This window comes from Endozoicomonas sp. (assembly GCF_965196975.1).
GTDB lineage: Bacteria > Pseudomonadota > Gammaproteobacteria > Pseudomonadales > Endozoicomonadaceae > Endozoicomonas.
Genome location: NZ_OZ239981.1, coordinates 2469906 through 2484124, shown reverse-complemented (window position 1 = coordinate 2484124; position 14219 = coordinate 2469906). Strand labels below are relative to the sequence as shown.

Below are 14219 nucleotides of genomic sequence, written 5' to 3'. Positions count from 1 at the left end.
GAGTTTTATCAATACTATCCCACAGGCTCAAAAAGAAACAGGCAAAACCATTGACGGGAGTCGATGTTTTAAAAAATGAAAGGGATAAAGCGTCCTTGCTTAGAACCAGTGATACTCCTTCGGGTGGTGTTAACAAGAGAATAGGGCTAGGAGTAACTCTGCAATTACCGTTCGATAGTAAGGGTTACATGGCGGTTGTGACGTCGACCGGTCTTAGTTTGATCGCCAAACTCAAGCTCACCACCGGTAACCGTTTTGATTTGGCTACTGCTTACTCCCTTGTCTACCAGGTATTTCTTCACACTTTCAGCGCGACGAAGAGCCAAGCTTCTGTTGTACTCAAGAGGTCCGGTTGAATCAGTATACCCAACAGCGGTGAGGCGAATGCCAGGTTGTTTTTTAGCCGCTTCAGCAATTTGATTCAGCTCCTGGCGACCCTCTTGGTCAATATCTGTTTTGTCAAAGCCGAAATAAATAATACCCAGCTCTCTCTGCAGAGGGCATCCATCAGCATCAACGGGGGTTCCTTTAGGGGTGTTGGGGCATTTATCGATGGCATTAGGGACACCATCGCCGTCACTGTCTGTTGGGCAGCCATAGCGATCAACGGGAGTTCCTGCAGGGGTGTTGGGGCAGCGATCCATATTATCCGGGACTCCATCTCCATCAGAATCCGGACAGCCTTCTGAATTCACTGCTGCACCGTAAGGTGTATTCGGACATTTATCCATATAATCAGGAACGCCATCTTTGTCTGAATCGAGAGGGCAGCCCTTTATATCGACTTTGACACCGGCTGGCGTGTTAGTACAGCGGTCTTTTTTATCGAAAATGCCATCTTTATCATGGTCTCCACCAGTAAGGGCACAGATAGCTGCGCCGACAACCGCACCTCCGATTGCACCATATGCAGCAGACTTTCCACTGTCAGATGAGCTGGACTTACTATTTGCAGCAGCACCAAAAAGACCACCGGTGCCTGCGCCAATCAGTGCACATTTACTCCAGCGGTTCATGTTGCCATCACTGGCACAACCATTTAGAAACAAAGTGATCATTATTAGAGGTAATGATTTACAGGATATGAGGAAACGCATGGAATGGCTCCAAGTATGCCGGGTTAAGGGAGTGTTGACGTTTATTGGATAAAATGCCCCATTGTTTGCTCAAAACACTGGAACTTGAATTGATTGGCTGAAGACCTTCACCTGAGTGTGTTCAAAATTAAGATCGGGCTCTAGGATCAGAGATACCCTCACACCTATTGTTCATCATGCGTGCAACAGAGCTTGAGCTATTTGATGGGGGCTAGTGGTTGACATTAGTCAGTGTAGGCCAAAATGCCTTTTGAAAAGAAAAATATTTATATAAAACATAAGGTTGAGAGGTTGTTGTTTGAAGGAAAAGAAGCAGTCAAGCCTTATCTGCTCGTGCCAGTACTCAGTATGGACGACAAATAGCGGAAACTCTTATTTTTATCTGTAATTGACCGATAACTTTGTGCATGCGCACAACGAGTTCAGCACTATTACTGAGTATTTTAGCTTTGCTCCTGTATTTCCTGCGGCAGAAGCACGTGAAATGCTTCCTGCTATTTCTGTTTGTTGTATCAGGAACGGGAAGCCGGGCTGAAATAATGCTTCACAGAGCTGTGGAACCAGCACGTATGGGGTTGGATATCAGTATTTCAGGTGAAAACCTGACGCTTTATATTGCCCTAAAGGAAGAGTCTCTATCCGTACTTAAGAAAAAAATGGATTTGAAGCTTTTGTATGAACAGCTAAAGCGCTTGTCGCACTTTGCTTTGCCATCTACTGCTGCCCGTTGCCGTATAGTTGAAGTAAAGGTCGATCAGAGCATGGATCGAATAAACGGATTTCAAACCTTTCATTGTGAAAGACCGGGGCAGTTGAAATATATTGATGTGAAATTATATGAAGCATTGCCCGACTTGAAAGCCATTGATGTCTGGCTGACCACCGAGAATTGGCAAAGTAAGACCGTTGTATATCCTGGTAAATTACAAGTCACCATTAAGTCGGGGATATTAAGATGATACGTTCTCGTGATGTTTCTATTCATGGTCTTGAACAGCATATTGGTGAAACAGAGGTTTTGAATATTCCTGAGCTTGTAATTACTGCCGGCGAGACAGTTTGTATTCAGGGTGGGAATGGTAGTGGTAAAACAGCACTTTTGAGGGCCATGATGGGGCTCACTTCATTTAGTAAGGGAGAGGTGGTTGTTCTGGGCGAAGATATGGGAAAGATTGGTGCGTTGGCGCTCGAACGGCTTCGTGCTGATGCCATTGGCTTTGTCTTTCAGCATTACCGTCTTGTTCCCTATCTGAGTGCTTTTGATAATATTTTGCTGCCTTGTTATTTCTCATCAAAACGGAAAGAGGATGCCGAAAAACGCTCTGAGACGGTCGCCAATGATGCCTTTCGCCTCATCCGTAAGCTCAGCTTGAAAGACCCGTCACGACTATCAAAAAATGCTGAAAATTACAGTGCTGGTCAGCAACAGCGTTTTGCTATAGCTCGTGCATTGATTGGCAAGCCCGAGATGGTGTTGGCTGATGAGCCAGCTTCTGCCATGGACTGTAAGGGCAAGAAGGCGGTTTACAGGCTCTTACAGGATGAATGTCGAGCCAGTGGCGCAACATTAATCTGCACAACCCATGATGAAAGCGGCATTGATGGTTTTGACCGATATATCAATATGGAGACCATAAACCTGGCCAAAGAGCGAGAAAACCGATGGTCATGATGACGATTATGCGCAAAAGTCTTGGGCAGCGATCAGGGCGCTCAATAATATCCATATTTGCCTTGGCTTTGAGTGTCGCGCTTCTTCTGGTCATCAGTCACATTCACGAAGCAGCAAGATCCTATGCAAGACAGGTGTCCTCCGAGGCTGATCTGATTGTCGGTGCCCCCTCGCAGCCTGTACATCTGGTGCTTTACAGTCTTTTTCGTATTGGTCCCCCTCCACCCGTTATTCCCTGGGAAGTATATGAAGACCTTGTTGCTCTTCAGGAAGCTGAGTGGGTTACACCGGTGTCTACAAATGAAAGCCACCGTGGACATACCGTGACGGGTAGCACTACGCGTTATATGGATACCCTACAACTTAAAGCGGTTAACTTCATTGGTAGCAGTGGCAATGGTACGACTTTCAGGAATGAGCTTTCTGCGTTTATAGGTGCTGAGCTTGCCGAAGAATACCAATATCACCCGGGAGAAACACTGACCATTGCGAATGGCTTTTCACCGTCATTAAAGGATGAGTATCAAACCCCCTTTGTTATTCAGGGAGTACTAGTGGAGACAGGAACGTCACTGGATAATAATATTTTGATTCCAATCGAAGGGCTAAGAAAAACCCGTAAAACCCATGGAATAAAGACAGACTATATCAATTTTGTCTTGATCAAGCTAAAGCACCGGCAGTCGCTGTTTGCAGTTCAGCAGGCTCTGAAGTCGAAATACAAAATCCCACTGGAAGTTGTTATTCCTGCATTGGAGCTGGAGAAGCTCGGGCATTATGAGCGCATATTGAATAATGTTTTTATGGCCATGAGCTTTATCATAGGTGTGCTTTCACTAATGATGATTTTTTTTAATTTGTCTGCTGGGTTTGCAGAACGAAAACAGGAAGTCGAATTGCTGCGAATGGTTGGAGCAAGACCCTGGCAGCTGGCAGGGTTGACATTGGCTGAACCCGTTCTTCAGATTGTTTTTGCACTGTTTTCCGGGGTTGTTATCTATAAGTTATCCACGCTATTCCTTGGTAACTGGATTCCGGTTGTAAGTAGTATTCGGTTGCCAGTAGAGCATCTTTTCTGGTTGCTTCTTTTATTCTTGCTTGGCTTTTTGACGGCCTGTCTGCCTGCATGGAAAATGTATGGCTTTTCTAAAAGAACCTAGACCTATGAGTGGTTAGAGCTTTCTTTCAGCATTGTATTGACTGAGGATAATTTTCTAAGTGGTTAAGGTGTAACTTATGAAGGCTGAGCAATAAACAAGTATGGGTCAAAGTAAACAACGATTGCTTTTTACTGCTATATAGGAAGGAACATGTATCAAAATAGTGGTCTCGAGTTTGATCAGTAATTATTTCGTAACTATTCAGCACCCTTCATATAAATCTGGAATTTTCTGATTTTTCGACCATCATCTTATACTCAATTTTTCTAACAAATCTCCAGTATGGAACCAGACTTCCAAGCTACTCCGTTTACCGAAGCTCTCCTTAAAGAGAATGAAGAGCTTCGGACCGAGAATGCGCTTTTACGGGAACGTTGCAGCGAACTGGAAGAAAGGGTTAATAAAAACAGTCAAAACAGTAGTAAGCCACCATCGTCAGATGGTTATCAAAAGCCCAGTAAAAAAGGGAGTGATAAAGGTGATACATCTTCCAAAGAAGCCCCCTGCTCCTCACAGGAAACACCGAACCCCAAAAGCCTTAGACCATCTTCAGGCAATAAACCAGGTGGCCAGAAAGGTCATCAAGGCTCTTGTTTGAGACGTGTCGCCTTACCCGATTATGTCAGGCATCTGAAGGTTGAAAAATGTTGCTGTTGCCAGTCTTCGCTTATCGATATTAAACCCACCAAATACATTGAGCGACAGGTTTTTGATCCAGGTAGACCCGGAGAATTTGAAGTTACCGCGTACTGGGCAGACGTTAAAGTATGTCCTTGTGGTAAACGGAACACCGCTGAGTTTCCCCAAGGAGTGAAAGCCGCTGCTCAATACGGAGAAGTGACTCAGGCAATGGCTGTTCATTTAAACCAGTATCACTTCATCCCATATCACCGGGTGTCTGAGTATTTCAATACTATTTATTGCATGAGTGTCAGCGCAGGCTCTGTTGCCAATTTTGTTGCCTATACCCATGAGAACCTGGCCTCTACTGAGCAGAGTATCCGCGATGCTTTACAAGAAAGTCCGGTTGCAGGAGCGGATGAAACTGGCATGCGGGTTGACGGTTCACTGTGGTGGTTACACATTATGCGAGATGACCAATGGACGCTTTACTACCTCTCAGAAAGGCGAGGTTGTGAAGCAATGGATGCAATGGGCATCCTGCTGACTTTTGCAGGCATTCTGGTTCACGATCATTGGAAGTCCTACTTTGCCTATGCGGCAGTGCATGTGCTTTGTAATGCCCATCATCTGAGAGAGCTTCAGGGAGTTGTCGATAGGGATGCGAATAAGCTGGCTCTGCGGCTGATGAAATTGCTTACGCTCTCCTGGCACTTCTGCAAGAAATACAAAGCAGCCGGTCTGACTCAAATGCCTGGTGCAATACAGCTTCGCATTGAGACGATATACGACCAAATCCTTCAAAGGGCTCTCACGAAGGAAACCGCTTATATGGAAAAACAACGACAGGTGCTTGGACGTAAGAAGGTCAGGAATACCAAGGCCTACAACCTGTTCAAAAGGCTTATTGAGTTTAAGGTTGAAACGTTGCGCTTCATGTCGGACTTTTCAATTCCCTTCGATAACAATGGCAGTGAACGTGATGCCAGGATGGCCAAACTTAAGCAGAAGATCTCAGGCTGCTTCAGAAGCGAAGACGGAGGTACCATGTTTACCCGAATCCGAAGCTATTTATCATCTGCTAAAAAGCAGGGGTTGAACATATTTCAGGCGCTTCTTAAAGCGGTTCGAAATTACAACAATACGCCTTTGCTGGGTGCTGAATAGTTACATTATTTCTTTATATTTAAGCTTGATGTTGTCTAGGGCCGTTTATGGCGGCATCCATGGATGGGGCTGCCACCACATTGCTTTATTTTTGTAGATATTTTTAGTGCCAGTCTTTTATTTTTACGCTCATAACAGCAGTAAATGAATTTCTGTCATAAAAATGGGTGCTCTCTCAATTTGATAACTGACTCATAGGTTAGCTTCAACCTTTCCAGTCATGAACTCAGACCAAAGTTGTTCCCAGCGCCCCTTACTCTGGATCAGTGCTCTTGTTGTCAAAAGCACTTCCGCTCCTGTTGCTTTCCACCTCATTCCAGAACCACATAATCGTTGCTTTACCAGAGTCTTACAAGCCGCTTCAGTAACTCCTGAACCTATTGGCCAATGGCGTTTAAGCGCCTGATGATAATTCATTAACTGGTGATTGTTTGTAAAATAGCTCACAGCTTTGTAGCGCTTCTCTGTCAGTGCGATTGTCTTTTTCGGGAGCTCGGCTGATTCAATTTCCTGAAGGATTTTTTTGGCTGCTCCACGCTTGTTTTTCAAACTATGTAGCCTGTCTTCAAGCCACTGGTGTCGCTTCGCCTTATTGGTTGGAAACAGTGCTTCCGCTGCTCCAGCTAAATATTCAGATGCATGATAAAAATCGAGTATCTGCCCAGAGGTATGTTGTTTCAAATAACTCCAGTTTTCTCTAGCCCCGTCAGCTACCCCGATGTATGTGGCATTTGGGTAGAGTCGTTTTAGATCTGCAATCTCCTCGTCGAGCTTGCTCATAAAGCTTTGTTTACCATACTCTGGCGAACTGGCTGTATATATCGTGTGGAGCCTGTCTCCATCTGCAGAATATAGGCTCAATGTCCCACACATGGCTTCCCTCCAGCCTTCTTCACAAAGCAGCATGCAGGTTCCATCCAGACCAATGGCTATTGTTTCAACAGGCTCTTTTAGTGGAGGAAGGTGGTAGTGAGTGTCTTGCTGGTCTTCAATTAATGCACCTACTCTGTCCGATAAATGCTTGATATAAGAATTTGAAAGCGTCCTTTGATGGTTGGTCTCAAAATCTTCTTTTACCGCAGGCGCTGGCATCTGGCTGTATTTCCAGGCGATAGACTTGGCAAATTTGGGGGTAGCTGAACCAATAATACCGGCACGAAGATCAAGTGCTGCCAGAGTACTGCCACCTCTGACACCCTGATATACGGAGCGCTCCAAAGGTATACGACCGTATAAGGTTTCATAGTGCTTAAGAACCTTTCCTTTGTAGTTCCACTTCTGCTGATTAACGACGATAGGTTCTTTATTGGGTGATTCAAATAGCCCCAATAACTCTTTTGTTCCAAGCTGCCCGGCTTCATTGAGTGCACGCTGTAAACTATCTTCAAGATTCAGCATGTTGCCTGAATCTATAGAAACTTCAATTTGCAAAACGATGCTTTTGGTAGAGCTGGAAATAACAGAAGCGGGCATGACAGTTAACTATTATGAGTGGTGTTCCCATAGTAGCTGTGAAAATAGAGCACTATTGTTTCAATCATTCAGAGAGAGCACCCATAAAAATACAATAGATATTGATTATTTGAATTCGTTGGAGAACTTATTATAAATCTTCGATAGATGACTAATCAGAATATAATTCAATCATCAAAGAATATTAATAAATAATTAGTTAGGCTTTCAATTTAGAAACTCATCCAAAGAGGTAGGAATACTTCCTATAAAAATTATAGGAATAATGCCTGTTGGCTAATGGGAAAAATACTCTAAATGGCAAAGAAACCAATTTAAGGGTGATTAAGTCTATTAAGGACCAACCAACGAAACAGAGGTCATATTATGGACGCTGCGTCGATTAGTTCTTCAGGAATGACTCTAGTAAACGCTGATGACAAAACAGCAACTTCTAACATAGACAACCCTTCAGATCCCGTTCCCTCCCCGATACGGGGTACAGATAAATTGAGTTCTGCTGAAGGTAGGGAAACTGAAGCCTTGAAAAGTGGTGATAACACTGAGGGAGAGGCGTTAGAAAAAAAGGAAATACAGTTAGAAGACAATGTTAAAACGCAGATAACAAAAGAAGAAGGAAGTGAAGAAGACGGAAGGGAAGTAAAAGGACAACAACTGGATATAGCGCCGAAAGATACTGAAGATCCGGTAAATGCTGTTGCTGATCAAGTTGAAGCATTGAGTACAGGTACAGAGCCTGAGTTGGCAGAGGTTGAAGCTGATCAGAAAGAGAGCGGAGCTCTTGACCCAACTGATGAGCAAGGTGGTGCCAAACCTTATGTTGATGATGGTTCTGAAAGGCCTTCTTCAAGAGAAAGTAACGAGGAAGAAGGCTAGTGTTGATGCTTGTCATGAAGAGTTTCTCCATGACATATGATTAGCAAATCAAGCGTAAGCGTCCTGCAGGATCTGGCGGGTAATGGTCAGATCCAAATCACCAGTTTCTGATAGTGCTGTCATTCCATGCGTTTCAAGTGCGAGAATGACGTTGGCAATATCGGCTGGCTCAATGCCATATTGTGATAGTCGTGTTTTTACCCCCAGAGATTCGAAGAAAGAACGAGTCATATCAATCGCCTGATCCATCCGCTCATCGTCTGTGCCTTCTGAAATTTCCCAAACCCGCTCGGCGAATTGAAGAAGTTTCTCACGTTTTTTATCTTTACGGATTTTCCAGAGAGAGGGCTGAACAACCGCCAGACTCTGGGCATGATCCATACCGAACAAATCGGTCAGCTCATGACCAATCATATGAGTGCTCCAGTCGTGGGGAACACCAACACCAATATAACCATTCAGTGCCGACGTGGCGCTCCACATCAGATTAGCTCGTGCATCATAGTTTTCCGGTTCTGCCAGGGTGATTGGGCCAACTTCGATCAGAGTTTTTAGAATACCTTCAGCCATCCGATCCTGAACTTGAGCATCTACCGGATACGTCACGTATTGCTCCAGAACATGAACAAAGGCGTCAATTACACCATTGGCCACCTGAACTGGCGGCAATGAAAACGTCAGTGTTGGATCGAGAATAGAGAACTGCGGGTAGAGCAGAGGGCTCATTACGGGCAGCTTACCGCTCTCGTGGGAAATAACGGCACCCATGTTCATTTCGGAGCCGGTAGCAGGCAGGGTTGCGACAGTCGCAAGAGGCACTGCCGACTCGATGGGTAGCCATTCAAAGCCATGCTTGAGCAGGTCTGCCTCATTTCCCTGGTATGGCGCTGCTGCCGCAATAAACTTGGTGCCATCCATGACGGAGCCGCCACCAACAGCCAGAAGGAAATCGATGTTTTCTCTTCGAACGATGTCTACGGCTTTCATCAGTGTATTGAACTGGGGGTTTGGTTCAATGCCTCCAAACTCAAGCACTTCACGTGAGCCGAGTCCTGCCAGTACTTTTTCCAGTGTGCCATTTTTGCGGACACTGCCTCCGCCGAAAAGGACCAGTACTTTTGCATTTTCAGGCACCAGTTGATCCAGCTCATGCATTCGATCTCTGCCGAAAACGACATGAGTTGGGTTGTGATAATTAAAATTCATCATATTGGTTGTCCCATGTTTCTCATGGGGAAGCAGTGTATCGTTTACTCTGTTTAAGAGAATGGCTATTTCTGTCAAAAACATGCCTAAACCGATCGCTAGTGATTTTTTTATGCATCAATTCAGTTATGCTCTGTCATATCCAGTCTTTTTCAATGGAACTCATCGTATGAATCCGCTGGCACAGTGTTTGTCTGGCCTGGCTAAAGAGGAAGGGTATAACAATACCTGCCTTCCGGGCGTTGGTGTTTTCAAAGCCAGTGAGTCCCGCCAAAGGGAGCCCCTTTGTTACAATCAGGGGATCTTTGTAGTGGCCCAGGGAGCCAAGCGGGTTTATCTGGAGCAGAAAGTGTATGAGTACAATCCGGAAAATTATCTGGTTCTGACCCTGCCTATTCCTGCTGAGTGTGAAACCTGGGTGGTTCCCGGAGAACCATTGATCTCGTTACTTATTGATATTGATTTGAGCCTGCTGCATACATTGGTCAGGTTGTTTGATGAACATAATCAGACATCGGATACTAGTGAAAGCAGCCTGGAGAGCAGAAGCTTATACGTCTGTCCAGTTTCAGAGGCTTTTTCCGCAACGGTATTGAGACTGGCACACTGCCTGCATTCACCTTTGCAGAGTGCTGCACTCGGGCGTGGGCTTATACAGGAACTATTATTCCTGATTCGTAACTATTCAGCACCCTTCATATAAATCTGGAATTTTCTGATTTTTCGACCATCATCTTATACTCAATTTTTCTAACAAATCTCCAGTATGGAACCAGACTTCCCAGCTACTCCGTTTACCGAAGCTCTCCTTAAAGAGAATGAAGAGCTTCGGACCGAGAATGCGCTTTTACGGGAACGTTGCAGCGAACTGGAAGAAAGGGTTAATAAAAACAGTCAAAACAGTAGTAAGCCACCATCGTCAGATGGTTATCAAAAGCCCAGTAAAAAAGGGAGTGATAAAGGTGATACATCTTCCAAAGAAGCCCCCTGCTCCTCACAGGAAACACCGAACCCCAAAAGCCTTAGACCATCTTCAGGCAATAAACCAGGTGGCCAGAAAGGTCATCAAGGCTCTTGTTTGAGACGTGTCGCCTTACCCGATTATGTCAGGCATCTGAAGGTTGAAAAATGTTGCTGTTGCCAGTCTTCGCTTATCGATATTAAACCCACCAAATACATTGAGCGACAGGTTTTTGATCCAGGTAGACCCGGAGAATTTGAAGTTACCGCGTACTGGGCAGACGTTAAAGTATGTCCTTGTGGTAAACGGAACACCGCTGAGTTTCCCCAAGGAGTGAAAGCCGCTGCTCAATACGGAGAAGTGACTCAGGCAATGGCTGTTCATTTAAACCAGTATCACTTCATCCCATATCACCGGGTGTCTGAGTATTTCAATACTATTTATTGCATGAGTGTCAGCGCAGGCTCTGTTGCCAATTTTGTTGCCTATACCCATGAGAACCTGGCCTCTACTGAGCAGAGTATCCGCGATGCTTTACAAGAAAGTCCGGTTGCAGGAGCGGATGAAACTGGCATGCGGGTTGACGGTTCACTGTGGTGGTTACACATTATGCGAGATGACCAATGGACGCTTTACTACCTCTCAGAAAGGCGAGGTTGTGAAGCAATGGATGCAATGGGCATCCTGCTGACTTTTGCAGGCATTCTGGTTCACGATCATTGGAAGTCCTACTTTGCCTATGCGGCAGTGCATGTGCTTTGTAATGCCCATCATCTGAGAGAGCTTCAGGGAGTTGTCGATAGGGATGCGAATAAGCTGGCTCTGCGGCTGATGAAATTGCTTACGCTCTCCTGGCACTTCTGCAAGAAATACAAAGCAGCCGGTCTGACTCAAATGCCTGGTGCAATACAGCTTCGCATTGAGACGATATACGACCAAATCCTTCAAAGGGCTCTCACGAAGGAAACCGCTTATATGGAAAAACAACGACAGGTGCTTGGACGTAAGAAGGTCAGGAATACCAAGGCCTACAACCTGTTCAAAAGGCTTATTGAGTTTAAGGTTGAAACGTTGCGCTTCATGTCGGACTTTTCAATTCCCTTCGATAACAATGGCAGTGAACGTGATGCCAGGATGGCCAAACTTAAGCAGAAGATCTCAGGCTGCTTCAGAAGCGAAGACGGAGGTACCATGTTTACCCGAATCCGAAGCTATTTATCATCTGCTAAAAAGCAGGGGTTGAACATATTTCAGGCGCTTCTTAAAGCGGTTCGAAATTACAACAATACGCCTTTGCTGGGTGCTGAATAGTTACCCTGATTCTTTGCAGCGAACAGGCTGCTCCACTGTTTGCCCTCGCCCGCCATAATACGTCTCTGGCCCGGCTTGAACGTGCGATGAAATACATGCATGAACACTATGACCAGACGCTGGACGTAGAGCGTCTTGCCTCGCTGGCCAATATGAGCCCTTCAACTTTTCACCGTAATTTCCGGCAAATGACAGCATCGTCGCCTATTCAGTATTTAAAGAAACTGCGCTTGAGTCGTGCAAGGGAGCTGCTGCAGGATCAGGGGCTAAAAGTCAAACAGGCTGCGGCTATGGTGGGGTATGAAAGTCCGACACAGTTCAGTAGGGAATTTAAGCGTTACTATGGACTTACCCCCCAGGAATATTCACTGGTTTCATGGTAAATAAACAATCTCTGTCTGATTGATGTTTTCGAGAAGTAAATTTGTAAAAGACACTGAACATTAATGGTCGAATTCTGTCGATGATGAATAAGGCTTGAAAAGAGAGAACACATGCCATCTGCAAAAGGTGCTGCTGAATATCCGACTTTTCTTCCAGCAAAAAGTGCCCCCTGCCTAGGGGGACAGCCCCTTCCCGGTAAACAGGCGTTTCAGGCTACACATCTTGCTGGAGCCTGGCATCATTTTCGGGTTGAGAGTAACCCCCAGCCGGAAAAAACGCTAAAAAAACCTGAAAGAGCTATTGAGTGTGCAGGTACAACAGGCAAAGAAGAGCGGTTTGCCAGAGCGTTGACTGAACGGCTTATGAAGTTACAGCAGGTGCAGTCATTAGCAAATACAGACGTGAGCCAGAAAGCTGATGGGGATATACATGAAGCGCTGCAACCCAGAAACGAGGCTGTTTCCATGGAGTTGCTGGTTGAGCAATTACATAAAGTAAAACAAGCATGGAGAGACGTGCTGAAGTTGAATGCAAATATTCATCAATTTCTCAAAGATAGTGCTGGGGCTAATTTGACTCGGATGCATTCAGATGTAAAGCAATTTGATACGTTCAGGGCTGATATTCAACAGCTATACCATCTATTAAGCAATGAAGAGATTCCTGGTGTAGAGTGGCCTTCATTGTGTATGGAAGGGATCGCGGGTGAGCATTATTGGATTAATTTGAGCATGCTTTTTGAAATGTCTCAAAGCTGGGTTGGTAAGCATTTGTCTGAGTATCTTGAAGGTATAAAAACGACCATGAATAATCTTTCAGCCACTGTTTTACCAATGCGGATTCAATGCACATCTGTTAGCCAAATGATTATTAACCTGCAGTTTAAATATCCGGAAGAAGAAGTATTTCATGTGCTATTGCCAATGGATTTTCTCTCAACCGATGGGGTGCTCTCTCAATTTGATAACTGACTCATAGGTTAGCTTCAACCTTTCCAGTCATGAACTCAGACCAAAGTTGTTCCCAGCGCCCCTTACTCTGGATCAGTGCTCTTGTTGTCAAAAGCACTTCCGCTCCTGTTGCTTTCCACCTCATTCCAGAACCACATAATCGTTGCTTTACCAGAGTCTTACAAGCCGCTTCAGTAACTCCTGAACCTATTGGCCAATGGCGTTTAAGCGCCTGATGATAATTCATTAACTGGTGATTGTTTGTAAAATAGCTCACAGCTTTGTAGCGCTTCTCTGTCAGTGCGATTGTCTTTTTCGGGAGCTCGGCTGATTCAATTTCCTGAAGGATTTTTTTGGCTGCTCCACGCTTGTTTTTCAAACTATGTAGCCTGTCTTCAAGCCACTGGTGTCGCTTCGCCTTACTGGTTGGAAACAGTGCTTCCGCTGCTCCAGCTAAATATTCAGATGCATGATAAAAATCGAGTATCTGCCCAGAGGTATGTTGTTTCAAATAACTCCAGTTTTCTCTAGCCCCGTCAGCTACCCCGATGTATGTGGCATTTGGGTAGAGTCGTTTTAGATCTGCAATCTCCTCGTCGAGCTTGCTCATAAAGCTTTGTTTACCATACTCTGGCGAACTGGCTGTATATATCGTGTGGAGCCTGTCTCCATCTGCAGAATATAGGCTCAATGTCCCACACATGGCTTCCCTCCAGCCTTCTTCACAAAGCAGCATGCAGGTTCCATCCAGACCAATGGCTATTGTTTCAACAGGCTCTTTTAGTGGAGGAAGGTGGTAGTGAGTGTCTTGCTGGTCTTCAATTAATGCACCTACTCTGTCCGATAAATGCTTGATATAAGAATTTGAAAGCGTCCTTTGATGGTTGGTCTCAAAATCTTCTTTTACCGCAGGCGCTGGCATCTGGCTGTATTTCCAGGCGATAGACTTGGCAAATTTGGGGGTAGCTGAACCAATAATACCGGCACGAAGATCAAGTGCTGCCAGAGTACTGCCACCTCTGACACCCTGATATACGGAGCGCTCCAAAGGTATACGACCGTATAAGGTTTCATAGTGCTTAAGAACCTTTCCTTTGTAGTTCCACTTCTGCTGATTAACGACGATAGGTTCTTTATTGGGTGATTCAAATAGCCCCAATAACTCTTTTGTTCCAAGCTGCCCGGCTTCATTGAGTGCACGCTGTAAACTATCTTCAAGATTCAGCATGTTGCCTGAATCTATAGAAACTTCAATTTGCAAAACGATGCTTTTGGTAGAGCTGGAAATAACAGAAGCGGGCATGACAGTTAACTATTATGAGTGGTGTTCCCATAGTAGCT

At 45.0% G+C, this 14219-nt stretch carries 13 protein-coding genes; 9 read left to right on the top strand and 4 right to left on the bottom strand.

Features of this window, described 5'->3' with window-relative positions; genetic code table 11:
* Nucleotides 1-164 precede the first annotated feature (164 nt).
* Entirely contained in the window at nucleotides 165-1058 is an 894-nt protein-coding gene (locus ACOCLE_RS11085) for an OmpA family protein (protein WP_419536747.1), read from the bottom strand.
* A gap of 593 nt (nucleotides 1059-1651) precedes the next feature.
* Here ACOCLE_RS11085 and ACOCLE_RS11080 point away from each other — a divergent pair.
* The 4 genes from ACOCLE_RS11080 to tnpC (ACOCLE_RS11065) all read left to right on the top strand — a co-directional run bounded on the left by ACOCLE_RS11080 (nucleotide 1652) and on the right by tnpC (ACOCLE_RS11065) (nucleotide 5717).
* Nucleotides 1652-2056 carry a ZrgA family zinc uptake protein gene (locus tag ACOCLE_RS11080; protein WP_419536746.1) on the top strand — a complete coding sequence of 135 codons (405 nt, stop codon included), beginning with the start codon at nucleotides 1652-1654 and terminating at the stop codon, nucleotides 2054-2056.
* Nucleotides 2057-2115: 59 nt separating this feature from the next.
* Nucleotides 2116-2769: an ATP-binding cassette domain-containing protein gene (locus tag ACOCLE_RS11075; protein ID WP_419536745.1), complete on the top strand. Its 654-nt coding sequence runs from the start codon at nucleotides 2116-2118 to the stop codon at nucleotides 2767-2769.
* Nucleotides 2766-3929, top strand: coding sequence for an ABC transporter permease (locus tag ACOCLE_RS11070; RefSeq protein ID WP_419536744.1), 1164 nt, complete (start codon nucleotides 2766-2768; stop codon nucleotides 3927-3929). Before ACOCLE_RS11075 ends, ACOCLE_RS11070 begins: the two co-directional genes overlap by 4 nt.
* Nucleotides 3930-4211: 282 nt before the next feature.
* Nucleotides 4212-5717, top strand: coding sequence for an IS66 family transposase (gene tnpC, locus ACOCLE_RS11065; protein ID WP_419536743.1), 1506 nt, complete (start codon nucleotides 4212-4214; stop codon nucleotides 5715-5717).
* Between the two features lie 192 nt (nucleotides 5718-5909).
* Here the strand turns inward: tnpC (ACOCLE_RS11065) and ACOCLE_RS11060 are convergent, their stop codons facing one another.
* A complete protein-coding gene (locus ACOCLE_RS11060) occupies nucleotides 5910-7190 on the bottom strand; it encodes an ISKra4 family transposase (RefSeq protein WP_419536742.1) in 1281 nt (426 codons plus the stop codon).
* Between the two features lie 366 nt (nucleotides 7191-7556).
* Here ACOCLE_RS11060 and ACOCLE_RS11055 point away from each other — a divergent pair, with 366 nt between their 5' ends.
* Entirely contained in the window at nucleotides 7557-8066 is a 510-nt protein-coding gene (locus ACOCLE_RS11055; protein WP_419536741.1) for a hypothetical protein, read from the top strand.
* Nucleotides 8067-8114: 48 nt separating this feature from the next.
* Here the strand turns inward: ACOCLE_RS11055 and ACOCLE_RS11050 are convergent, their stop codons facing one another.
* Entirely contained in the window at nucleotides 8115-9221 is a 1107-nt protein-coding gene (locus ACOCLE_RS11050) for an iron-containing alcohol dehydrogenase (protein WP_419536740.1), read from the bottom strand.
* Between the two features lie 220 nt (nucleotides 9222-9441).
* Between ACOCLE_RS11050 and ACOCLE_RS11045 the strand changes: the two genes are divergently transcribed.
* The 4 genes from ACOCLE_RS11045 (at nucleotide 9442) to ACOCLE_RS11030 (ending at nucleotide 12899) form a co-directional block, all read left to right on the top strand.
* On the top strand, nucleotides 9442-9975 hold the full coding sequence (locus tag ACOCLE_RS11045) for an AraC family transcriptional regulator (RefSeq protein ID WP_419536739.1): 534 nt from the start codon (nucleotides 9442-9444) through the stop codon (nucleotides 9973-9975).
* A gap of 63 nt (nucleotides 9976-10038) precedes the next feature.
* Complete coding sequence (gene tnpC / locus ACOCLE_RS11040) at nucleotides 10039-11544, top strand: IS66 family transposase (protein WP_419532963.1); 1506 nt, start codon at nucleotides 10039-10041, stop codon at nucleotides 11542-11544.
* Between the two features lie 95 nt (nucleotides 11545-11639).
* Entirely contained in the window at nucleotides 11640-11927 is a 288-nt protein-coding gene (locus ACOCLE_RS11035) for a helix-turn-helix domain-containing protein (protein ID WP_419536738.1), read from the top strand.
* 111 nt (nucleotides 11928-12038) lie between these two features.
* The gene (locus ACOCLE_RS11030; RefSeq protein ID WP_419536737.1) at nucleotides 12039-12899 is read left to right on the top strand and encodes a hypothetical protein; all 861 of its coding nucleotides are present in this window, start codon (nucleotides 12039-12041) and stop codon (nucleotides 12897-12899) included.
* Nucleotide 12900: 1 nt separating this feature from the next.
* On the opposite strand, the gene ACOCLE_RS11025 is transcribed toward ACOCLE_RS11030, so the two are convergent.
* Nucleotides 12901-14181, bottom strand: coding sequence for an ISKra4 family transposase (locus ACOCLE_RS11025; protein ID WP_419532972.1), 1281 nt, complete (start codon nucleotides 14179-14181; stop codon nucleotides 12901-12903).
* Nucleotides 14182-14219 lie beyond the last annotated feature (38 nt).